This window comes from Pseudomonas sp. MYb2 (assembly GCF_002979955.1).
Lineage (GTDB): Bacteria > Pseudomonadota > Gammaproteobacteria > Pseudomonadales > Pseudomonadaceae > Aquipseudomonas.
Window position 1 is genome coordinate 61,903 of the sequence record NZ_PCQC01000016.1, and the last position, 20,204, is coordinate 82,106.

22 protein-coding genes, 1 pseudogene and 1 riboswitch are annotated in these 20,204 nt (G+C 59.5%); of the genes and pseudogenes, 12 read left to right on the top strand and 11 right to left on the bottom strand.

Annotation, left to right across the window (positions count from 1 at the left end; genetic code table 11):
• On the bottom strand, positions 1-639 hold the full coding sequence (upp, locus tag CQ009_RS22690; RefSeq protein WP_007912842.1) for a uracil phosphoribosyltransferase: 639 nt from the start codon (positions 637-639) through the stop codon (positions 1-3).
• A 163-nt stretch (positions 640-802) separates the two neighbouring features.
• Here upp and CQ009_RS22695 point away from each other — a divergent pair, with 163 nt between their 5' ends.
• The 3 genes from CQ009_RS22695 (at position 803) to CQ009_RS22705 (ending at position 2,352) form a co-directional block, all read left to right on the top strand.
• On the top strand, positions 803-1,360 hold the full coding sequence (locus CQ009_RS22695) for a hypoxanthine-guanine phosphoribosyltransferase (RefSeq protein ID WP_064387625.1): 558 nt from the start codon (positions 803-805) through the stop codon (positions 1,358-1,360).
• A gap of 161 nt (positions 1,361-1,521) precedes the next feature.
• Positions 1,522-2,001 carry a hypothetical protein gene (locus CQ009_RS22700; RefSeq protein WP_064387624.1) on the top strand — a complete coding sequence of 160 codons (480 nt, stop codon included), beginning with the start codon at positions 1,522-1,524 and terminating at the stop codon, positions 1,999-2,001.
• A 63-nt stretch (positions 2,002-2,064) separates the two neighbouring features.
• The gene (locus tag CQ009_RS22705) at positions 2,065-2,352 is read left to right on the top strand and encodes a PA4642 family protein (RefSeq protein ID WP_064387623.1); all 288 of its coding nucleotides are present in this window, start codon (positions 2,065-2,067) and stop codon (positions 2,350-2,352) included.
• 125 nt (positions 2,353-2,477) lie between these two features.
• On the opposite strand, the gene mqo is transcribed toward CQ009_RS22705, so the two are convergent.
• Both mqo and CQ009_RS22715 read right to left on the bottom strand, forming a co-directional pair.
• Entirely contained in the window at positions 2,478-3,986 is a 1,509-nt protein-coding gene (mqo, locus tag CQ009_RS22710) for a malate dehydrogenase (quinone) (protein WP_105708785.1), read from the bottom strand.
• A 709-nt stretch (positions 3,987-4,695) separates the two neighbouring features.
• Complete coding sequence (locus CQ009_RS22715) at positions 4,696-4,929, bottom strand: hypothetical protein (RefSeq protein ID WP_007912834.1); 234 nt, start codon at positions 4,927-4,929, stop codon at positions 4,696-4,698.
• Between the two features lie 205 nt (positions 4,930-5,134).
• On the opposite strand from CQ009_RS22715, the gene CQ009_RS22720 reads away from it, so the two are divergent.
• The gene (locus tag CQ009_RS22720) at positions 5,135-5,719 is read left to right on the top strand and encodes a YajG family lipoprotein (protein WP_007912832.1); all 585 of its coding nucleotides are present in this window, start codon (positions 5,135-5,137) and stop codon (positions 5,717-5,719) included.
• Positions 5,720-5,985: 266 nt separating this feature from the next.
• Here CQ009_RS22720 and CQ009_RS22725 read toward each other — a convergent pair whose 3' ends face one another.
• Complete coding sequence (locus CQ009_RS22725; RefSeq protein ID WP_008083982.1) at positions 5,986-6,192, bottom strand: hypothetical protein; 207 nt, start codon at positions 6,190-6,192, stop codon at positions 5,986-5,988.
• Between the two features lie 193 nt (positions 6,193-6,385).
• On the opposite strand from CQ009_RS22725, the gene CQ009_RS22730 reads away from it, so the two are divergent.
• Positions 6,386-6,664: a hypothetical protein gene (locus tag CQ009_RS22730; protein ID WP_105708786.1), complete on the top strand. Its 279-nt coding sequence runs from the start codon at positions 6,386-6,388 to the stop codon at positions 6,662-6,664.
• Positions 6,665-6,754: 90 nt separating this feature from the next.
• Here the strand turns inward: CQ009_RS22730 and CQ009_RS22735 are convergent, their stop codons facing one another.
• Positions 6,755-7,918: a 1-acyl-sn-glycerol-3-phosphate acyltransferase gene (locus CQ009_RS22735; RefSeq protein WP_176470129.1), complete on the bottom strand. Its 1,164-nt coding sequence runs from the start codon at positions 7,916-7,918 to the stop codon at positions 6,755-6,757.
• Between the two features lie 142 nt (positions 7,919-8,060).
• Here CQ009_RS22735 and CQ009_RS22740 point away from each other — a divergent pair, with 142 nt between their 5' ends.
• Genes CQ009_RS22740 through CQ009_RS22750 form a run of 3 tightly spaced genes read left to right on the top strand, consistent with a single transcriptional unit; the run spans position 8,061 to position 9,173 of the window.
• Positions 8,061-8,243, top strand: coding sequence for a CPXCG motif-containing cysteine-rich protein (locus tag CQ009_RS22740; protein ID WP_064392893.1), 183 nt, complete (start codon positions 8,061-8,063; stop codon positions 8,241-8,243).
• A gap of 9 nt (positions 8,244-8,252) precedes the next feature.
• Positions 8,253-8,513: a putative signal transducing protein gene (locus CQ009_RS22745; protein ID WP_105708787.1), complete on the top strand. Its 261-nt coding sequence runs from the start codon at positions 8,253-8,255 to the stop codon at positions 8,511-8,513.
• Positions 8,514-8,549: 36 nt separating this feature from the next.
• Positions 8,550-9,173: an SOS response-associated peptidase gene (locus CQ009_RS22750; RefSeq protein WP_105708788.1), complete on the top strand. Its 624-nt coding sequence runs from the start codon at positions 8,550-8,552 to the stop codon at positions 9,171-9,173.
• A 206-nt stretch (positions 9,174-9,379) separates the two neighbouring features.
• Here CQ009_RS22750 and CQ009_RS30525 read toward each other — a convergent pair whose 3' ends face one another.
• Positions 9,380-10,222: a methyl-accepting chemotaxis protein gene (locus CQ009_RS30525; protein ID WP_371850969.1), complete on the bottom strand. Its 843-nt coding sequence runs from the start codon at positions 10,220-10,222 to the stop codon at positions 9,380-9,382.
• A 12-nt stretch (positions 10,223-10,234) separates the two neighbouring features.
• A pseudogene (locus CQ009_RS30530) lies at positions 10,235-11,629 on the bottom strand (HAMP domain-containing protein); the annotation flags it as partial.
• 104 nt (positions 11,630-11,733) lie between these two features.
• Between CQ009_RS30530 and CQ009_RS22760 the strand changes: the two are divergent.
• Complete coding sequence (locus CQ009_RS22760; protein WP_105708790.1) at positions 11,734-12,549, top strand: M48 family metallopeptidase; 816 nt, start codon at positions 11,734-11,736, stop codon at positions 12,547-12,549.
• Positions 12,550-12,674: 125 nt separating this feature from the next.
• Here CQ009_RS22760 and CQ009_RS22765 read toward each other — a convergent pair whose 3' ends face one another.
• From CQ009_RS22765 to CQ009_RS22775, 3 genes are all read right to left on the bottom strand, one after another.
• Entirely contained in the window at positions 12,675-13,259 is a 585-nt protein-coding gene (locus CQ009_RS22765) for a TMEM165/GDT1 family protein (protein ID WP_007912813.1), read from the bottom strand.
• A gap of 88 nt (positions 13,260-13,347) precedes the next feature.
• Positions 13,348-13,470, bottom strand: a riboswitch (yybP-ykoY riboswitch).
• A gap of 40 nt (positions 13,471-13,510) precedes the next feature.
• The gene (locus tag CQ009_RS22770; protein WP_105708791.1) at positions 13,511-14,509 is read right to left on the bottom strand and encodes a class I SAM-dependent methyltransferase; all 999 of its coding nucleotides are present in this window, start codon (positions 14,507-14,509) and stop codon (positions 13,511-13,513) included.
• A gap of 32 nt (positions 14,510-14,541) precedes the next feature.
• Complete coding sequence (locus tag CQ009_RS22775; protein ID WP_064392888.1) at positions 14,542-15,507, bottom strand: 2-hydroxyacid dehydrogenase; 966 nt, start codon at positions 15,505-15,507, stop codon at positions 14,542-14,544.
• A gap of 91 nt (positions 15,508-15,598) precedes the next feature.
• On the opposite strand from CQ009_RS22775, the gene CQ009_RS22780 reads away from it, so the two are divergent.
• Entirely contained in the window at positions 15,599-16,228 is a 630-nt protein-coding gene (locus tag CQ009_RS22780) for a LysE family translocator (protein ID WP_007912807.1), read from the top strand.
• Positions 16,229-16,324: 96 nt separating this feature from the next.
• Here the strand turns inward: CQ009_RS22780 and CQ009_RS22785 are convergent, their stop codons facing one another.
• A complete protein-coding gene (locus CQ009_RS22785) occupies positions 16,325-17,089 on the bottom strand; it encodes a helix-turn-helix domain-containing protein (protein WP_064392899.1) in 765 nt (254 codons plus the stop codon).
• 85 nt (positions 17,090-17,174) lie between these two features.
• On the opposite strand from CQ009_RS22785, the gene CQ009_RS22790 reads away from it, so the two are divergent.
• Together CQ009_RS22790 and CQ009_RS22795 are read left to right on the top strand one after the other, a co-directional pair.
• Complete coding sequence (locus tag CQ009_RS22790) at positions 17,175-18,359, top strand: MFS transporter (RefSeq protein WP_105708792.1); 1,185 nt, start codon at positions 17,175-17,177, stop codon at positions 18,357-18,359.
• Between the two features lie 146 nt (positions 18,360-18,505).
• Positions 18,506-20,188, top strand: a complete 1,683-nt coding sequence (locus CQ009_RS22795) for a fatty acid--CoA ligase (RefSeq protein WP_064392886.1) — start codon at positions 18,506-18,508, stop codon at positions 20,186-20,188.
• The last annotated feature ends 16 nt before the right edge of the window (positions 20,189-20,204 follow it).

Genomic DNA, 20,204 nt, shown 5'->3' on the forward strand with positions numbered 1-20,204 from the left:
TTACGCGTCCTTCTGCTTGGTGCCGAAGATCTTGTCACCGGCGTCGCCAAGTCCAGGGATGATGTAACCGTGCTCGTTCAAGCGCTCATCGATGGACGCGGTGTAGATGGTCACGTCCGGGTGAGCTTTTTCGACTGCTGCAATACCTTCCGGCGCGGCCACCAGCACCATGGCGCGGATGTCTTTGCAGCCGGCTTTCTTCAACAGATCAATGGTCGCAACCATCGAGCTGCCGGTGGCGAGCATCGGGTCGATGATCATCGCCAACCGTTCGTCGATTTCCGGAACCAGCTTTTCCAGATAAGTGTGCGCTTGCAGGGTTTCTTCGTTGCGGGCGACGCCCACAGCGGAGACTTTTGCACCCGGGATCAGGCTCAGCACGCCTTCAAGCATGCCGATGCCGGCGCGCAGGATCGGCACGACGGTGATCTTCTTGCCGGCGATCTTCTCGACCGACACGGTGCCGCACCAGCCTGCAATATCGTAGGACTCCAGCGGCAAATCTTTTGTAGCTTCATAGGTCAACAGGGCGCCGACTTCCTGAGCGAGCTCACGGAAGTTCTTGGTGCTGATATCGGCGCGGCGCATCAGGCCGAGTTTATGACGGATCAGCGGATGGCGGATCTCGAGGATGGGCATGGAAAAACTCCGGCGGCGGGCAAAAAAACCGGCCTAGATTAATCTATCCGAGGGTGATGTCCTATAGGACATTCTGTACGTTAGTCCATAAAGGCTTGATTCGGCCTCAATGGATGCGTACCTTTGCCCGCTTTTCCGAAAACATCCCCCCCTGGAGAGCGCCATGTCCGCTGATCTCGAGCATATCCGTCAAATCATGCGAGAGGCTGACTGCCTGTACACCGAAGCTGAAGTCGAGGCGGCCATCGCCCGTGTCGGTGCACAAATCAACGAACAACTGGCTGACAGCAACCCGGTGGTGTTCTGCGTGATGAACGGCGGCCTGATCTTCTCGGGCAAGCTGCTGACCCATCTGCACTTCCCGCTGGAAGCGTCCTACCTGCACGCGACCCGTTATCGCAACGAAACCAGCGGCGGCGACCTGTTCTGGAAAGCCAAGCCGGAAGTTTCGTTCATCGACCGCGACGTGCTGATCATCGACGACATTCTCGATGAAGGTCACACCCTCGGCGCGATCATCGACTTCTGCAAACACGCCGGCGCGCGCAAAGTGCACACCGCCGTGCTGATCGACAAGGATCACGACCGCAAGGCGCGTCCTGACCTGAAAGCGGATTTCGTCGGCCTGCCGTGCATCGACCGCTACATCTTCGGTTACGGCATGGACTACAAAGGCTACTGGCGTAACGCCAACGGGATCTTTGCCGTTAAAGGCATGTAAGAACCCTGCACCATGCCCGTAGGAGTGAGCCTGCTCGCGATAGCGTCGTATCAGTCAACATCTACGTTGCTGACAGACCGCTATCGCGAGCAGGCTCACTCCTACATTTGTTTGCATGATACCCATGCTAGAGTGCTCGGCCCCGCCCTCCGGAGCCTGTCATGCGCCTCTTGATCCGCAGCTTTGCCGCCCTGTTGCTGGCCGTCAGCCTGCCGCTGTCCGCCGCGCCGATGCACAGCCAGTTCCTGCCGCCGGACGATCTGACCCTGCGCGATGCCGAGCCTGAGCAGCAGCAACTCATGCAGGTCACCGACTATTCCGTAGTTGTGGGCGCGCAACGCCAGTCCAATCAGCAGCCGATTCCGGTCACCTCGCCATTGATGATTCGCCTCAAGGGCAAGTCCCTGAACAAAGGCGCGAGCATTACTCAGGTGCTGGTCAATTTCGACGGCGAGAGCAAAAGCCTGAAAAAGCCGATCTACGACGACAAGAGCAAAACCCTGACGTTGTTTTATCCACAGGCCCAATACCGCGTGATCATCGATCTGCTGCGCAATGACACCGTGTATGTGCAGTTCCTCAGTTACGCCAACGGCCACATCTGGGCCGATTTGCACACCGGGGCGGTGCGTTCGCGTTGAGCCTGGCGGTCGGGCAGGGGTAAACTGCCCGCCCCGTGTAATGTCTGCGAGCTGGAGTCGGCAATGCGTAAAGATAAGAAACAAGTGATTGGTGACGAGATCGGCGATGAGCAGATCAAGCTGTTCCTCGATTTTGAACCGGTCGACGCCACTTCGCCGTCGCTGCACAAACTGATCAAGGCTTACCGTGGTTTGCGCATCGATGACTTCGAGCGCTTTCTGGGTTTCTTCGTTGCAGCTGGCTACGACGTCGATGGCAAGGACGAGCAGGGCAAGACCTTCGTTGAGCTGATCGCCGATCAGCGCAACGCCCCGGAATACATCGAGCTGATCGAAAAGTCCCGCGCTTAAGATCAAAAGATCGCAGCCTTCGGCAGCTCCTACACGGTCATGTAGGAGCTGCCGAAGGCTGCGATCTTTTGCTTTTGACAGGCATAAAAAAACGCCCCGATCGGGGCGTTTTTTATGCGGCAAGATCAAGCGTAGCTTGGGGTCTCGCTGCTTTCTTCAACCAGCTCCAGCGCGATGTTGTTCTGCGTGTTGATCTTGCGATACAGCGCAGCATCGGTTTCCAGCACTTTTTCACGGGCCGGGAAGATTTCCGCCAGTTTGCCAGCCCACTCACCCTTGGCCTTGGCCGGAAAGCACTTCTCGATCAGTTCCAGCATGATCGAAACGGTCACCGACGCACCCGGCGAAGCGCCAAGCAGTGCGGCAAGGGAACCGTCCTTGGCCGACACCAGTTCCGTACCGAACTGCAGGATGCCGCCCTTTTTCGGGTCTTTCTTGATGATCTGTACCCGTTGGCCGGCCACTTCCAGGCGCCAGTCTTCGGCTTTCGCTTCCGGGTAGAAACGGCGCAGGGAATCCAGACGCTGTTCCATCGACTGCATCACTTCGCTGACCAGGTACTTGGTCAGGTCCATGTTGTTTTTCGCTACCGCCAGCATCGGCCCGATGTTGCCGGCGCGAACCGACAGCGGCAGGTCCATGAAGGAGCCGTGCTTGAGGAACTTGGTGGTGAAACCGGCGTATGGTCCGAACAGCAGGGACTTCTTGCCATCGACCACGCGGGTGTCGAGGTGCGGCACCGACATCGGTGGCGAACCTACAGCGGCCTGGCTGTAAACCTTGGCCTGGTGCTGCTTGACCACTTCCGGATTATCGCAACGCAGCCACTGGCCGCTGATCGGGAAGCCGCCGAAACCTTTGCTTTCTTCGATACCCGAGGCCTGCAGCAACGGCAGGGCCGCGCCACCGGCGCCGAGGAAGACGAACTTCGCGTCGACTTCACGGGTGTTGCCGTTGTTGACGTCCTTGATGCTGACGGTCCAGCCGCTGCCGTTACGCTTGAGGCCGGTCACGCGCTTGCAGTATTTGACTTGAGTGTCCGGAGCGCTGGTCAGGTGCTTGAGCAACTGATTGGTCAGGGCGCCGAAGTTGACGTCGGTACCGTTCATCACGCGGGTCGCGGCGAGGACTTCGTCCGGCGAGCGGCCCGGCATCATCAACGGCATCCACTCGGCCATCTTGGCCTTGTCTTCGGTGTACTCCATGTCAGCGAAGGCGTGGTGCTTGCTCAACACGTCGAAGCGCGATTTGAGGAAAGACACGCCGCTGTCACCCTGGACGAAACTCAGGTGCGGCACCGGGCTGATGAAGGATTTGCACGAGCCGAACGTGCCTTGCTTGGTCAGGTACGACCAGAACTGCTTCGACACCTCGAACTGGGTGTTGATGTGCACGGCTTTCTTGATGTCGACGGTGCCATCGGCGGCTTGCGGCGTGTAGTTCAGCTCGCACAGGCCGGCGTGGCCGGTACCGGCGTTGTTCCAGGGATTGGAACTCTCGGCGGCACCGGAATCCATCAGCTCGACGACTTCCAGCTTGATCGCGGGGTCGAGCTCTTTGAGCAGCACGGCAAGGGTGGCACTCATGATGCCGGCCCCAACCAGAACTACGTCGACTGCTTCGTTATGCGCCATTTAACGCGTCTCCAAAATCTGCAGCACCAAATTGTCGGCATGGCTGCCAGGCATTCCGGGACAGGTCAGTAGTGTCCGGGCTATCCGTGGTCAGGTTCGCCATGTCCGAATCTTCGCAATTTTTCGCAACTTCGACGGATGTATGCGGCTTGGCTTTCAAGAGCTCCATGAACTCATTTCAGCACGCAGCTGGCAATTCGACTTATGGTCGAGACATCCGTTTTTGTGCAACCAAATCCGTAGCGGACAGGCTTCAGGCTCCGATATTCGAGGTATACCCGGTCCTGTGTCGTTGGGCTGTTTCAGACGCTAATGGTGCATGTTCAGACGCAAAACTTTTCATTTGCTCGCCACACTCTTGTGAAGTTGTGAAAACCCGTTTTTTTCACGCTCTTTTGAAGACGTGAACCTCAAAAAAGGGCTGTCCAGGCCTGGCACCTTGCCCGCAAAGGCAAAACAACGCGGTGGCCGAGCGTCATGACAGCTCTGCAGATTCGCGAAAAGCGGGTTTTTGCCGGAAGAACAGGCAAGCGCGCCAACTTCACTCGATCTGTGTGGGCGGCTCTCTGTGGGCGATTTTGGGTGTCGATGCATGCGCATTGACGCTGTTGCGGGGCCCGATCAGGAGACGTCCTTATAATCGGGGGGAGATTGTATCGAAGAAATGCGCGGTGTTGCTCGTGTTTAATGACTTTTATTAGGCATCCGGTCAGATGCTCAACATCGCTTGCACCCGTGCGCGAGGCTGCGACGCTATGACGCGGGCGCTGGCGGGCAATGGCTGGTGTAACCAGTTGAGGCGGATTTCTTCGATTTCCACCCAACCGTCGCCCATCGGTTGCAGGCTGCACTGCTTGAATGCCTGGCAATGGCCGTTGCGGTCGAGCAGGGCAAAGCTGCGATGCAGCGGGCGTGGGGCGAACAACGAGATCAGATAACGCATGGCTGAGTACCTTGCTGGAGGACTTGTGTGAAGGTTGGCAACACGCCGTGACGCGAACGTGTATGGCCGGTGAACAATCTGTGACAGGAACCGCCTTCAACGGGGTTTGTCAGACATTTCAGTATTCGCTGCCGGGCGCTGGTTACCCGCAGTGGCCCACCGCTATACTGCCGGCCTGTTTGTGCCTGATTCTGGAGAGAAGAGCATGTTGCAACGCCTGTTGTTCGGTTTGATCACTGTGGCCGGTTTGACCCTGGCCGGCTGCGCCCACAGCCCGCAACAACTGAGCCCGGAGCCGAAGCTGACCACCCAGCTGCCAGCGGTCGGCCGTGGCCAGCCAGTCGTCGTGCGTGTGGTCGACGGTCGCCCGTCGCCAACCCTCGGTACCCGTGGCGGCCTGTACCCGGAAACCAGCGCCATCACCGTGCAGCGCGAGCAGATCCTGCCGAAGCTGCAGGCTCAGGCTGAAGCCGCCGTGCGTCTGCTCGGTTTCACCCCGACCAACAACGCGCCGAACGCGCCACAGCTGACCGTGACCCTGGCCGAGCTGAAGTATCAGTCGCCGAAAGAAGGCATGTACGTAACCGAGGCGACCATCGGCGCGACGTTCCGCTCCGACGTGCAGAACGCCAACCGCCGTTACAGCGGCCGTTACGGCGCGTCGCTGGACCAGCGTTTCGGCATGGCGCCGAACCAGGAAACCAACACCAAACTGGTCAGCGATGTGTTGAGTGATGCGCTGACGCGTCTGTTCAAGGATCCGACTGTGGGTCAGGTTTTGGCTGAGTAAGTTTTCGGCGGATGTGAAAAAGCCCGGGGCCAGTGATGGTTTCGGGCTTTTTTGTGGGTGTCAGGTTCGGGACTTGTGGCGTATGGGAAATCGATCCCCCTCACCCCAGCCCTCTCCCCAAGGGGGCGAGGGGGAAGGGAGCCGATCGGGGGCTTTTCAGAACCGGAGTTCGGCTGGATGTTTCAGGTCGATGTACCTCGACCAAGCAACTCGGTCGGTTCCCTCTCCCTCCGGGAGAGGGCTAGGGTGAGGGTGCTTTTGCTTTTTCAAGCAGCTTGGGAGTAAAAGTCGAGAACGCTGACACCCGTCAGTAAATCAGTCTCCGGCAAATCCGCATGTTGATGCCCGCCCAGCGCGCAATACACCAGCCAATGGCGATCCTGAACATTGAAGGCGAGGCTGCCGACGAGGCTTTGCTGTTCGTCGTAAGGGGTAATGAGATAAAGGCGATCCTGGTTTTCAGCGTGAAGCATGTCGCGTTCCATGTGCGTTTCGAGGCGCGCATCTTGGTGTATCCACATGACGATGCCGTGACATGGGACAGCCATCGGTCGATTGTCATGTAATTTGTCGCAAAGGCTGGGGCAGGGCACTCGGGTTTCGGTAGAATCCGCGCCGCGGTCGTCGATCTGGCGTCTGCCATACCGGTTTAGATAGAGGTCTGTGATGTCGCTGCACTTGATGACGCTGTTTACCGCCCATCCCGCCAAATTGATCAACCTGCTGGCGCTGCTCCTGGCGTTTCCCGGCAGTTGGCTGCTGCACGCGACCCGTCGTCGTGAGCAGCGCGCGATGGCCAGCATCGCTGCCCAGCGCCAGGCACAGCCAAATGCCGAGCCGTTGCTGGATTGGGCGACGCTGCGCATGAACCGGTTTTTCTATCGTTTCGGTTTCGCCTGTCTCGCTCTGGCCCTGATCGTTTCGTGGATCAGCACGCGTTACTAAAAGCAAAAGATCGCAGCCTTCGGCAGCTCCTGCATGAATCCACTGTAGGAGCTGCCGAAGGCTGCGATCTTTTGCTCTTGCTCTGAAAATTTAAAGCGGCAACCCAGCCTTCACGCGGTACTGATTGCGCACCGGCGTCGCATATTGCAGCACTAGATACGGACGATGCTCTGCAGGGCAAGCATCCAGTCGGCTCTGCCATTCTTCCTGCGCCTTGGCCAACTCATCCGCCGGGAACACCTCGGCAGCTTTCGGCACATTCAACTGCGGATCGGCATCGGCCCACTGCGCATACGCCAGGTAATGCACCGGGAACAACCGGTAACCGCCGAGAATCTGCTTGTCCATTTCGACCGCCAATTGCTTGGTGTCTTCGAACAGCTCGGTGATCGGCGCAGCGAAATTCACGTGCACCCGGCCCTTGTAGCCGGTGATGCCCTTGGCAATGCTCACGTCATCCTCGCCCGGCGCTTTCGCGTAGGTGCCGGTGGTGGCGCGGATGTACAACTCGCGAGCCTTGGCCTGGTCGCACGGGTCGTATTCGTAGCTGATCGACACCGGGGTGACGTTCAGCGAGCGAATGACTTCGCCGAACGGCTCGTCCTTGCGGCTCATGTGGAACATCTTGAGGATCGCCGACTCGGTGCGGTCGTCGCCATCCTTCGCCCGTCCCTCAGCCTGAGCGATCCAGATCGACGCGCAATCGTTGCGGATCGAATGGTTGATGTACGCCGACAACAGTTGATACGCAGCCATTTTCTCGCGACGACCGGTGATCGAGCGATGAACGATGAAGCTCTTGTTCAGGCGCATCAGGTCGCTGACAAACGGCTTCTGCAGCAGGTTGTCGCCAATCGCGATGCGCGGCGTCGGCAGGCCGGCGTGGTACACGGCGTAGTTGACGAAGGCCGGATCCATCACGATGTCGCGGTGGTTGGCGATGAACAGATAGGCGCTGCCGGACTTGAATTGTTCGACACCGGTGTAGGTCACGCCGTCAGTGGCGCGCTCGATGGTGTGGTCGACGTAGGACTCGACCTTGTCCTGCAACGTCGCCACCGATGTCACGTCGGCGAACTCACGACGCAGCCGATGGGCTATAAGTGGTTTGAGCATCCAGCCGAAAGCACCGGCAAAACGCGGGAAGCGGAAGTGGGTGAGGATATCTAGAAACGCCTTGTCGCCGAGCAGTCGTGCCAGTACCACAGGTACTTCGCTGTCGTCGTAAGGTCGGATGGCATCGAATTCGCCCATCATGCTCTCTTGTTGGAAACGGCTAGGGTAAGTAAAGGTTTTGATCGAAAACCCGCGGGGCACGGTCTGAAAAAGTAGCCAGACAAAAATAGCCCTGCAAATAGACCGGCGATTATACGCACAAGTCACTTGGGAGACCGCGATGCTGGAAACTGCTCAGTATGATTGTCCTTATTGTGGGGAGGTTGTTGAGACGACGGTGGACTTGTCCGGCGGGGATCAGACCTATATCGAAGACTGTCAGGTGTGTTGCCGGCCAATCACGTTTGTCTTGCAGGTCCACGGAGAGGACTGGTTTCTGGAAGTCTTCAGCGAAAACGAGTGAGGCGCGCCCATGCAGCGAATCTACGAGCCGGAAAACCTGATGGAAGGTGAAATGCTCAAGGGCATGCTCGCCAGTGAAGGCATAGAAGCGCACTTGATCGGCCGCGATTTGCTCGGTGGCACGGGCGAGTTACCGATTTTCGGTCTGCTGGGACTGTCCGTCGAGAACGACCAGGCCGAATACGCCCGCGAGCTGATCACCGCGTACAATGCCGCGCTGCCGCTGCCCGGCGATGAACCGGAGAGCTTCCCCGGGACGCTGGTCTGTTAGGCTGAGCTTCGTTTTACTTCAGAGTCGTGTTGCCCCATGTGTGGACGTTATGCCCTGTTTCGCTGGAACCGCGATTTCGCGGCCCTGCCAGGTTTTCCCGCCGATCAGCAGGCGCAGTGGAACATCTCCCCCAATGATTCGGTGTTGATGCTGCGTGCCGGTGAAGAGGGCGAGCGCACCCTGGCTCGCGCGCGTTGGGGGCTGACGCCGCCGTGGCTGACCGATCTGTCGAAGACCCCGGCGCATGCTCGTGCGGAAACCGTGGCCGAGCAGCCGATGTTTCGTGAGGCGCTGCGCCAGCGCCGCTGCCTGCTGCCGGCGAATGGTTTCTACGAATGGCGCGGCACCCAGCGCAAACGCCCGTTCTGGCTGACGCCGGGGGAGGGCTCGTCATTGTTTTTTGCGGCGATCTGGGAGGCTTATCCGGTGCAGGAACAGGTGTGGTTGAGCACGGCGGTGATTACTCAGCCGGCGTCGAGTCAGCGGCGGCCGTTGATTCTCGATGAGGCGGGGCAGGCGGCGTGGCTCGATCCCGAGACGCCGCTGCATGTGTTGCAGGGCTTGCTGGCGAGTGAACCGGCGGCGTTGCGCGAGCGAGTGCTGGCGAATCTGATCAATGATCCGAAGCTCAACGGGCCGGAGTGTTTGACTCCGGGTTAAAGCCTGAAGGTCAAAGCCCCTCACCCTAGCCCTCTCCCAGAGGGAGAGGGAGCCGACCGAGTTGTCTTGAGCGATTCAGCGACCTGATGCATCGAGTCGATTATGGATTCAGTGAAGATCTTTCAGGTCGGTGTCATTCTGAAATATCCCCCAATCAGTCCCCTCTCCCTTTGGGAGAGGGTTAGGGTGAGGGTGCCTTTCGCTTTTCAGACCTTGAACTGGTTGATCAACCGCCGCTGCTGCTCTGCCAGCTTGGTTAAATCAGCACTCGCCGAACTCGACTCATCCGCACCGCCCGCGACTTCATTGGCCACTTGCCCAATGTTGATCACATTGCGATTGATGTCATCGGCCACCGCGCTCTGCTCTTCCGCCGCACTGGCAATCTGCGTGTTCATGTCGTTGATCACCGACACCGCCTGCGTGATCGTCTCCAGCGCCTCCGCCGCTTTCGCCGCGTGTTGCACGCTTTCATCAGTGCGGTTCTGGCTGTCTTCCATGACCCGCACGACATCGCGGGTGCCCTGTTGCAATTGCTGGATCATGCTCTGGATTTCTTCGGTGGCCTTCTGCGTTTTCTGCGCCAGATTACGCACCTCGTCGGCCACCACGGCAAAACCGCGACCTTGCTCACCGGCACGTGCCGCTTCAATTGCCGCGTTCAGCGCCAGCAAATTGGTCTGCTCGGCAATCCCGCGAATCGCCGTGAGAATCGCGTTGATGTTTTCGCTGTCCTTGGCCAGCGTCTGCACCACGTCTACCGCCTTACCGATTTCCACCGCCAGCACACCAATCGAGTTCGAGGTGTCACGGACAATCTGCATGCCCTGGCTGGCCGCTTGATCAGCATGACTGGCCGCTTGTGCCGCCTGCGTCGCGTTACGTGCGACGTCCTGCGCGGTGGCGGTCATTTCCTGCACTGCCGTGGCGACCTGATCAATCTCGGCCATTTGTTTCTGGATACCGATGTTGGTGCGAATCGCAATGTCGGCAGTGTGCTCCGAAGAATCGCTGACGCTCTGCACCGATGTCACCACTTGGGTGATCATCGCCTGCAATTTGGCGAGGAAGGTGTTGAAGCCTTTGGCGATCGAGCCGAGTTCGTCGCTGCGATCACTGCTCAGGCGTCGGGTCAGATCACCTTCGCCCTGAGCGATGTCATTGAGCATCGCGACCATCTGTTTCAGCGGTCTGGCGATGCCGTGGCCAACCAGCCAGATCACCAGCAAGCCGAGGCCGGCAATGAGCAGACCGACCATGGCCATGCCGAACGTGTCGGACTTGCGCTGGGTATCCAGATCGCCCTGCAGCTTTTGCAAATCCGCCATTACCGCGTTCAAAGGCAATTGCAGCATCAATGTCCAGCGCGCGTCGGTCTGGCCGATGCCGAACGGCAGGTACAACTCGATGCGGCCCTTGTCCTTGTTGACCGAGTAAGTCACTTCACCGCGCTTGAGATTGGCCATGTTGGCCGTCTGTTCGGCGTCGAGGATGTCGCTGACTTTCTCGCCGAATTTGCTCGGGTCCTGGGTGTAGGCCACGATGCGGCTGTTGCCGCCGATCAGGGCCATTTGTCCGGCGCCGCCATAGAGTTTCTGGTTGGCGGCGAGGAGCATTTCCTGAATGAAGTTCACCGACAGGTCGGCGCCGACAATGCCCTGGAACGTGCCGTTGAGCATGATCGGTTCAATGAACGAGGCGAGCATGACGATCTTGTCGCCGACTTTGTAAGGCGCCGGATCGATCACGCAGGCTTTTCTGGTTTCCTTCGAGCACAGGTAGTACTCGCTGGCGCGCACGCCGGTGGACAGGGTTTTCTGATCGTCGACGTCGACCAGCTTGTCCAGACCGAGGGTGCCATCATCATTGCGGAACCACCACGGCAGGAAGCGCCCGTTGGCCGCATCGATACCGACTACGCTGGTGCCGACGTAGGCCGCGTCATTGTGATCCAGTGCGTTTTTTTCCCAACCGATATAGGTGCCGAGAATCTTCGGGTTCTTTTCGACGTTCTCTTTGATCAGGCTGATCAGTTGTTCGCGGCTGACGCTCAGGCGCGGCTGGCCGTCGGCATCCGGCATGCCAAGCAGGGCGTTGACCCGCACCAGCCCGCCGGCAATCAGCAGCGGCGCTTCGAGCTCGCGCTGGATCTGGCTGACCTGGGTTTGCGCCAGCGAGGTCAGGCGCTGTTCGATGACCTGCTCGAACTGCGCCTGGGTGCGCTGTTGCACCATCTCTTGCGTACGCGCGCCGGAAAACAGCGCGTACAGCACCAGCGCGGCGACCACGCTGAGGACGATGGCGCCGGCCAGGGCGGCGACGGAAAACTGGATCGACTTGAACTTCATGGGAGCTCCGCACGCAAGAGGACGTCTGCGGTGATGTATCGGCAGGGGAGCTAATGGACATGAGCAAAAGGGGCTGAATTGACCGTTTTGGATGTGTCCGTGTCGCATTCAGACAGGTGCAGAACCTTTGTCCGGCAAGGCAGTCAGTTCAGTATGAATTTTTTCCTACTACAGTCTGCCTGTCGCAGAGTGCGGATATCAGGAGTGATGGGATGAACAAGTCGCTGATAGCGGGTGTACTGGGCTCGGTGCTGTTGCTCAACGGTTGTGAGACGGTGAACACCACCAGTGCCGGTGAGGTGGGGGTGGTTCGTCAGCAGCGGATGTTCAGTCTGGTGTCGAGCGAGCAGGTCAATCAAGCGTATGCCCAGGACTACCAGCAGACCCTGGGTGATGCGAGCAGCAAGAATGTGCTCGACAAAACCAGCGCTGATGCGAAACGCATTCAGGCGATCGCCGATCGATTGATTGCCCAGGCGCCGACGTTCAGGCCGGATTCTGCGCAATGGAAATGGGAAGTCAATCTGATCAAGAGCGATGAGCTCAATGCCAACTGTGGTCCTGGCGGCAAGATCATCGTTTACACCGGTCTGCTCGACAAACTGCAACTGACCGACGATGAGACGGCTGCGGTAATGGGCCATGAAATTGCCCATGCCTTGCGCGAGCATGGTCGCGAGGCCTTGTCGAAGTCTTATGGCGTGCAAATGGCGCAACAGATGGCGATAGCGGCGGGTGCGCCACCCGCCTTGGTGGAGGTGGGAAACAATGGTGTGAATCTGTTGATGACGCTGCCTAACAGCCGCACCAATGAAAACGAGGCTGACCTGATCGGTCTGGAGCTCGCCGCCCGGGCCGGTTACAACCCCAATGCGGCCATTACGCTGTGGGAGAAAATGAGCAAGGCCAGCGAAGGTGCTCCGCCGGAATTCCTCAGTACTCACCCGTCTTCAAATAGTCGCACTGCTGCGTTGCAGGCAGCGATTCCGAAGGTTATGCCGCTGTACGAACAAGCCCCGAAGTCCTGAGTCGGTGATCGTTCTCACGCTCTGCGTGGGAATGCCTCAAGGGACGCTCCGCGTTCCAGGCGGGGACGCAGAACCTCCCCGGCTGCGTTCCCACGCGGAGCGTGGGAACGATCTTTCTCTCAGGGTTAAACCCAGCCACTGCTCTGCATCGCCTTGTACACCGCAACGATCGCCAGAATCATGAATGCCGAAGCCGCGAGGCGACGGATCAGCGTTAGCGGCAATTTGTCCGCAGCGAAATTACCCGCCAGAACCACCGGCACGTTGGCAATCAACATGCCCGCTGTCGTACCGATAATCACCAGCCACAGATCCGGGTATTGCGCGGCGAGCATCACCGTGGCGACCTGAGTCTTGTCACCCATTTCCGCCAGGAAGAACGCAATCAGCGTGGTCAGGAACGGCCCGAACTTGCGCGCAGTGCTGGTTTCATCGTCGTCCATTTTGTCCGGAACCAACGTCCACAGCGCTGTTGCCGTGAAGCTCGCGGCGAGGATCCAGTGCAGCGTCGCATTCGAAAAGAAACTGCCGAACCAGGCGCCTACCGCACCGGCTGCTGCGTGGTTGGCCAGGGTCGCAGCGACAATGCCGGCAATGATCGGCCAGGGTTTGCGGAAGCGAGCGGCGAGAATCAGCGCGAGCAGTTGCGTCTTGTCGCCGATTTCGGCCAAGGCAACGATTGCGGTGGGAACGAGTAACGAGTCCAGCATCAGGATTTCCTAAGGGGCGGGTCGACACGGCTATGACACGTACAGCCTTCCCGCCCCGGGTAAGGTGTGCGTGTCATAGGTCTTGTCAAACCCTGCGATCCGTCTGCTGCGGACGCTTGGGTCGCATACGCCATGATCTGAGGATCAAGTATGTTGACGTATGCCGGACGAGCTTGGCGCTCGTGGGAGACTACTCCCCTAGGACGGAGCGGATTCTGCCTAGGCAAATCCGTTTGGGCAAGAACAAATTTTCAGCCGCGCTTGGCCCGGTAAATGCGGAAACCATTGCCTTCAGCCTTGATCGCACACACGCCAAGATGCTCCTCGATCAGCGGTTGATACTTGAGAAAGCTGTTCGCTACCAAGCGCAGTTCGCCGCCGTTTTTCAGATGTTTGGCAGCTTTTCGCAGCAAGTTCTCGGTGGCGAAATAATCGGTGTGTACGCCGACATGGAACGGCGGGTTGCTCAGAATCGCATTCAAACCCATCGGCGCAGCATCGATACCATCCCCCGTCAGCACTTCAGCTTCCAGACCGTTGGCCGCCAGCGTCAGACGGCTGCTGGCAGCGGCAAACGCATCCACATCGAGCAACGTGACCTGATTGTGCGGGTAGCGACGTTTGACCGCAGCGCCCAACACACCTGCGCCGCAACCGAAGTCGAGCAGATGACCGCTCGGCAATTTGTCCAGATGCTCCAGCAACAGGGCGCTGCCGCGATCCAGGCGACCGTGGCTGAACACGCCTGGCAGGCTGATGACCTTCAACGGGCCTTCAGCCAGCGGCAATTCATAGGTCTGCGCCAGGCTTTCCAGGGATTTCGCTTCCGGGGCATTGGCCACGGTCACTTGCCAGAGTTGGCAGTGACGCGCGCTGTCGAGCTTGCGCGGTTTGCCGAACGGGTTGAGCTGCTTGGACGCGCCTTCGATGCCGCTGCGTTTTTCGCCGACCAGAAACACTTCGCGACCGGCCAGACGCGATGCCACCGCGTTGAGGATGTAATCGGTCAGGTCCTTGGACTTGGGCAGGAACACCACGGCACTGTCGAACTCACGCTCCGGAACGTTCACGCCGAAAAGGCTGCGGCCTTCGAAACGGGCGTCCAGTGCGGCTTGATCGCCGGCATGCCAGCACCAGCCGAACGCGTCGGGCAGACGGCCGAGCAAATCATCGGCAGGCAACCCGGCCAGCAACAACGAACCTTGAAACAACTCGGGCTGACGAAGCAGTACTTCACTGCGCGGATCCATAACTGCTCCTCAAAAAAAAGTGCCGCAGTTTATCAACTGACGACCCGCAGCGCCTTACCGCTGAAATATGCCTGGGCGTTTTCGGTCAATTGGCCAACGATACGCTGGCGTGCTTCGCGACTGCCCCAGGCGTTGTGCGGCGTGACAATGAGGCGCGGGATGTCCGCGGCCAGCAGCGGATTGCCATTGGTTGGCGGCTCGACGCTCAACACATCTGTCGCGGCGCCACCGAGGTGGCCGTTGCGCAACGCATCGGCCAGCGCCTGCTCATCGATCAGCCCGCCGCGTGCCGTGTTGACCACGAAGGCGCCGGGTTTCATCGAGGCCAGTTCGCGGGCGCCGATGAAGTGGCGGGTGTGCTCGTTGAGCGGGCAGTGCAGGGTGAGGGCATCGATTTGCGGCAGCAGCTCCTCCAGCGGCAAGCGATCCGGGCGAGCAGGGCGCCCCGGAATCTGCCCCAGCAACACGCGCATGCCGAACGCCTCGGCCAGTCGCGCCACGGCACCGCCGAGTTCGCCATGACCGAGCAGCCCGAGAGTTTTGCCTTCCAGCTCAACGATCGGATAGTCGAGCAGGCAGAACTGTCTGGCCTGCTGCCAGCGGCCTTCACCCACAGCTTTTTGATAATCGGCCAGGCGTGTGGCGAGGTTGAGCAGCAGCATGATCGTGTGTTGCGCCACCGACGGCGTGCCGTAACCCTGGCAGTTGCACACGGTAATGCCGTGGGCGCGGGCGGCGGCGAGGTCGACGTTGTTGGTACCGGTGGCGGTGATCAGGATCAGTTTCAGATCAGGGTTGGCGGCCATGGCGGCGGCGTCGATCAGGATCTTGTTACTGATCGCCACGGTGGCGCCTTGCAAACGCTCGGCGACTTGCTCGGGCAAGGTCTGGGCGAACAATTGCAGATCGCTGAAACAATCACGCAACGGACTGAGGTCCAGATCGCCGAGATCCAGCGAAGGGTGATCAAGGAATACCGCACGGCGCGTGTTCGTCATCAACTGTACCTTTTAGGCTTTGAGCGTAGGGCGTAATCTGCCGAGCCTACCAGATGAAACAAATTGATACGCTTGGCCGAAAGGAGCCCCCATGTACTGGACCGAGTTCTTGACCGTTGCACTGATCCATCTGTTGGCCGTGGCCAGCCCCGGCCCGGACTTTGCCGTGGTGGTGCGCGAGAGCGTGACCCACGGTCGCCGCGCCGGCACCTGGACCGCACTGGGCGTGGGCACGGCAATTTTCCTGCACGTCGGTTATTCGCTGCTCGGTATCGGCCTGATCGTGTCGCAGTCGATCGTGCTGTTCAACGCCTTGAAGTGGGCCGCTGCGGCTTATCTGCTGTACATCGGCTTCAAGGCCTTGCGTGCGCAGCCGGCGAAAACCGTAACTGACGATCTGCACAAGGAGGCCGGCGTACGCACGGCTCGCGGCGCGTTCACCTCGGGCTTTGTGACCAACGGTCTGAATCCGAAAGCCACGCTGTTCTTCCTGTCGCTGTTCACGGTAGTGATCAACCCGCATACGCCGCTGGCGGTGCAGGCCGGTTACGGTATTTACCTGGCGGTCGCGACTGCGATTTGGTTCTGTCTGGTGGCAATGCTGTTCAGCCAGCAACGTGTACGTGCCGGTTTCGCCCGCATGGGCCACTGGTTCGACCGCACCATGGGCGCGGTGCTGATCGCTCTCGGCGTGAAAATCGCGTTTACCGAGATGCATTGATCCTACTGTGTAGGAGCTGCCGAAGGCTGCGATCTTTTGATCTTGATCTTAAAAAACAAAGTCAAAAGATCGCAGCCTCGTTGCACTCGACAGCTCCTACACAAGCTCGCTGAGCTTGCTCAGGTGATTGAGGTATTCGCGGGGATTTTCCCCGAGCAAGCGGCGAAACATCGCGCTGAACGCCCGTGCGCTGCCGTAACCCAAATCCCGCGCCACACGCTGCACGCTGTCCCCGGCGAGCAGGCGCGGCAAGGCTTCCATCAGGCGCAATTGCTGGCGCCAGGCGTTGAAGCTCATCTGCACTTGTTGCTGAAACAGCCGCGCCAACGTGCGTGAACTGGCGCCGACCTGCTGTGCCCAGTCTTCCAGCGTGTTCGGGTGATCCGGGGTGTGCAGCAGCGCCAGACAAATGTTCTGCAGGCGCCGATCGGTCGGCATCGGAATGTGCAGCGGCAGGTTTTCCAGACTGGCGAGCTCCTCGAGCATCAGTTGCTGGATCAAGGGATTGTCGGCATGCGGCGGCCCTTGCACGGCACGCAGGATCAGCTCGCGCAGCAGTGGCGTCACGGCCAGTACGCAGCATTGTTGCAGGCTGGCGGGCGACAGCGCAGGCGCGATGAACAGCGAGCGCATCTGCACATCGCCGCTCATGAAAATCTCGTGCGCCACCTCGGGCGGAATCCACACTGCACGGCTGGGCGGAATCACCCACGCACCCGATTGCGTGACCACGCGCATGATCCCGCTGACGGCATACAACAATTGCGCCTCGCGATGCAGGTGCAACGGCTGGTGCGCGCCGTCCAGATAATCCCGGGGATAGGCGCTCACCGGGCCGTGTTCGAAATGGCTGATCAACATGTCTGATCCGATGACTTGCTTGGCAGAAATGCGCTTTACGGCCAACTTAGCATAAGCGCCACACAACAACGTGAAGCGTGCCGCCATGAATCAATCCAGAAACGTCATTCGCTATATCAACGCCGCCCATGTGATCGATCACATGTTCATGCTGATTTTCCCCGCCGCCGTGCTCGGCATGACCCAGGCCTTTGGCCTCGACTATGCCGCGCTGATAGGCCTGTCGCTGGGCGGCTTCATCGCTTTCGGGGCCTGCTCGCTACCCGCCGGTTGGCTGGGCGATCACTGGAGCCGGCGGCAGATGATGCTGGTGTTTTTCTTCGGCATCGGCGCCTCGGCGATTTTCACTGGCCTGAGTAACAGCCCGACCATGCTGGTGATCGGCCTGACCCTGATCGGTATTTTTGCGGCGATTTATCACCCGGTCGGCACGGCGATGTTGGTCGCTTATGCACAAAACCGTGGCCGTGAAATCGGCATCAACGGCATGTGGGGCAATCTGGGCGTGGCGTTTTCGGCGCTGATCACCGGCTTGCTGGTGGCGCAGCTCGGCTGGCGTTCGGCATTTCTGTTACCGGGCGCGGTGGCGATTGTGTTGGGCGTCGGTTTCGCCTTGCAGGTGCGAGAAGAACCGATCCCGAAACGCCCGCACACGCCGCTCAAAGGCGCCGCCGGTCAGCGCATTTCGATGGTCATGGTGTTCGGCGTGCTGGCGCTGGCCACGGCCACTGGCGGCGTAGTGTTCAACGCCACCACCATGACCTATCCGAAATTGTTCCAGGAACGTCTGCATGAATTGTTCGCTTCGCCGCAAACCCTTGGCGTGGTGGTCAGCCTGGCCTATGCCTTTGGTGCGGTCGCGCAGTTGAGCATCGGCCGAGTGCTGCACCGCCTCAGCCTGAAATGGCCGTTCATTGTTCTGACCCTGTGTCAGGCGCCGCTGTTGTTTGCACTGGCATACGCCGACGGCTGGGCAGTGATCGCGCTGGGTGCAGCGTTCATGTTCGTGGTGTTTGGTCAGGTAACAGTGAACGATGCGATGGTTGCCAACTTCGTCGCCCCGCAATGGCAATCGCGAATCTTTGCCCTGCGTTACTGTTTATCGTTCGGCGCCAGCGCCACGGCGATTCCGCTGATTTCCTATGTCGAACCGCGCCAAGGTTTCGTAGGCCTGTATTTGATTCTCGCGGGCTTCGGCGCATTGACCTTCCTCGCTGCGGTGGTTTTCCCACGCACGCCTTCTGAAGAGGCTGTAGGACAAACCGCCTGACAAATGATGAAAACCGTCAAATGCTGGCGCAAAGCTAGCATTTGTACGGCTTTGCAAATCATTCCTTTGGCTGATTTGGCTGGCGTATAAGGGTTCTAGAGTACCAATCTCTACGCCAACACCGTGCAGTCAGAAAAGGGATTCTTATGTTGCAGACTCGCGTCATTCCCCCGGCCGATGGGGCCTACCAGTATCCATTGCTGATCAAACGGCTGCTCATGTCCGGCGCCCGTTACGAGAAAACCCGCGAGATCATCTACCGTGACCAGTTGCGCTACAGCTACCCGACGCTGATCGAACGGGTGGCACGCCTGGCCAATGTGCTCACGGCGGCCGGTGTGAAGGCCGGTGACACGGTGGCGGTCATGGATTGGGACAGCCACCGTTATCTGGAATGCATGTTTGCGATTCCGATGATTGGCGCAGTGATTCACACGATCAACGTGCGTCTGTCGCCGGAACAGATCCTCTACACCATGAACCACGCCGAGGACCGCTTTGTGCTGGTCAACAGCGAGTTTGTTGGCCTGTACCAAGCGATCGCACCGCACCTGACCACGGTCGAGAAAACCCTGCTGCTGACCGATCTGCCGGAGAAAACTGCCGACTTGCCGAATCTGGTCGGCGAGTACGAGCAACTGTTGGCCGCCGCTAGTGCGCAGTACGATTTCCAGGACTTCGACGAAAATTCCGTCGCCACCACGTTCTACACCACCGGCACCACCGGCAACCCGAAAGGCGTGTACTTCACCCATCGGCAACTGGTGCTGCACACCATGGGCGTGTCGACGATCATGGGCTCGATCGACAGCGTACGCCTGCTTGGCACCAACGATGTGTACATGCCGATCACCCCGATGTTCCACGTCCACGCCTGGGGTCTGCCGTATGTGGCGACCATGCTCGGGCTCAAACAGGTTTATCCGGGGCGCTACGATCCGGAGTTTCTCGTGGAGTTGTGGCGCAAGGAAAAGGTCACCTTCTCTCACTGCGTGCCGACCATCCTGCAAATGCTGCTCAACGCCAAAGGCGCGCAGAGCACCGATTTCGGTGGCTGGAAAATCGTCATCGGCGGTAGCGCACTCAACCGCACCTTGTATGAAACCGCCAAGGCCCGTGGTATTCAGCTCACCGCCGCCTACGGCATGTCGGAAACCGGCCCGCTGGTGTCCTGTGCTCACCTCAACGACGAACTGATGGCCGGCACAGAAGATGAACGCACCACCTACAGGATCAAGGCCGGTGTGCCTGGGCCGTTGGTGGAAGCGGCGATCGTCGACACTGAAGGTAATTTTCTCCCGGCAGATGGGGAAACCCAGGGCGAACTGGTGCTGCGCGCACCCTGGCTGACCGAAGGTTATTTCAACGAACCGCAGAAGGGCGCCGAGCTCTGGGCCGGCGGCTGGCTGCACACCGGCGACGTCGCCACGCTCGACAGCATGGGCGTGATCGACATCCGCGACCGGATCAAGGACGTGATCAAGACCGGCGGCGAATGGATTTCCTCGCTGGACCTCGAAGACCTGATCAGCCGACACGTCGCGGTACGCGAAGTAGCAGTGGTGGGCATTGCCGATCCGCAGTGGGGCGAGCGGCCGTTTGCCCTGCTGGTGATCCGCGAAGGGCACGTGATCGGGGCGCGCGAGCTCAAGGAACACCTCAAGCCATTTGTGGAATTGGGGCACCTGAGCAAGTGGGCGATTCCGAGTCAGATCGCCCTTGTTACCGAAATTCCCAAGACCAGCGTCGGCAAGCTCGACAAGAAGCGCATCCGCCTCGACATCACCGAATGGCAGGCTAACAACAGTACCTTCCTCTCGACACTTTAAGTGTCTGCCGGCGCGC

Coding starts and splice junctions, on each gene's coding strand:
- upp (WP_007912842.1), bottom strand. CDS start 639: ATGCCCATCCTCGAGATCCGCCATCCGCTGATCCGTCATAAACTCGGC.
- CQ009_RS22695 (WP_064387625.1), top strand. CDS start 803: ATGTCCGCTGATCTCGAGCATATCCGTCAAATCATGCGAGAGGCTGAC.
- CQ009_RS22700 (WP_064387624.1), top strand. CDS start 1,522: ATGCGCCTCTTGATCCGCAGCTTTGCCGCCCTGTTGCTGGCCGTCAGC.
- CQ009_RS22705 (WP_064387623.1), top strand. CDS start 2,065: ATGCGTAAAGATAAGAAACAAGTGATTGGTGACGAGATCGGCGATGAG.
- mqo (WP_105708785.1), bottom strand. CDS start 3,986: ATGGCGCATAACGAAGCAGTCGACGTAGTTCTGGTTGGGGCCGGCATC.
- CQ009_RS22715 (WP_007912834.1), bottom strand. CDS start 4,929: ATGCGTTATCTGATCTCGTTGTTCGCCCCACGCCCGCTGCATCGCAGC.
- CQ009_RS22720 (WP_007912832.1), top strand. CDS start 5,135: ATGTTGCAACGCCTGTTGTTCGGTTTGATCACTGTGGCCGGTTTGACC.
- CQ009_RS22725 (WP_008083982.1), bottom strand. CDS start 6,192: ATGCTTCACGCTGAAAACCAGGATCGCCTTTATCTCATTACCCCTTAC.
- CQ009_RS22730 (WP_105708786.1), top strand. CDS start 6,386: ATGTCGCTGCACTTGATGACGCTGTTTACCGCCCATCCCGCCAAATTG.
- CQ009_RS22735 (WP_176470129.1), bottom strand. CDS start 7,918: ATGGGCGAATTCGATGCCATCCGACCTTACGACGACAGCGAAGTACCT.
- CQ009_RS22740 (WP_064392893.1), top strand. CDS start 8,061: ATGCTGGAAACTGCTCAGTATGATTGTCCTTATTGTGGGGAGGTTGTT.
- CQ009_RS22745 (WP_105708787.1), top strand. CDS start 8,253: ATGCAGCGAATCTACGAGCCGGAAAACCTGATGGAAGGTGAAATGCTC.
- CQ009_RS22750 (WP_105708788.1), top strand. CDS start 8,550: ATGTGTGGACGTTATGCCCTGTTTCGCTGGAACCGCGATTTCGCGGCC.
- CQ009_RS30525 (WP_371850969.1), bottom strand. CDS start 10,222: ATGATCACCCAAGTGGTGACATCGGTGCAGAGCGTCAGCGATTCTTCG.
- CQ009_RS22760 (WP_105708790.1), top strand. CDS start 11,734: ATGAACAAGTCGCTGATAGCGGGTGTACTGGGCTCGGTGCTGTTGCTC.
- CQ009_RS22765 (WP_007912813.1), bottom strand. CDS start 13,259: ATGCTGGACTCGTTACTCGTTCCCACCGCAATCGTTGCCTTGGCCGAA.
- CQ009_RS22770 (WP_105708791.1), bottom strand. CDS start 14,509: ATGGATCCGCGCAGTGAAGTACTGCTTCGTCAGCCCGAGTTGTTTCAA.
- CQ009_RS22775 (WP_064392888.1), bottom strand. CDS start 15,507: ATGACGAACACGCGCCGTGCGGTATTCCTTGATCACCCTTCGCTGGAT.
- CQ009_RS22780 (WP_007912807.1), top strand. CDS start 15,599: ATGTACTGGACCGAGTTCTTGACCGTTGCACTGATCCATCTGTTGGCC.
- CQ009_RS22785 (WP_064392899.1), bottom strand. CDS start 17,089: ATGTTGATCAGCCATTTCGAACACGGCCCGGTGAGCGCCTATCCCCGG.
- CQ009_RS22790 (WP_105708792.1), top strand. CDS start 17,175: ATGAATCAATCCAGAAACGTCATTCGCTATATCAACGCCGCCCATGTG.
- CQ009_RS22795 (WP_064392886.1), top strand. CDS start 18,506: ATGTTGCAGACTCGCGTCATTCCCCCGGCCGATGGGGCCTACCAGTAT.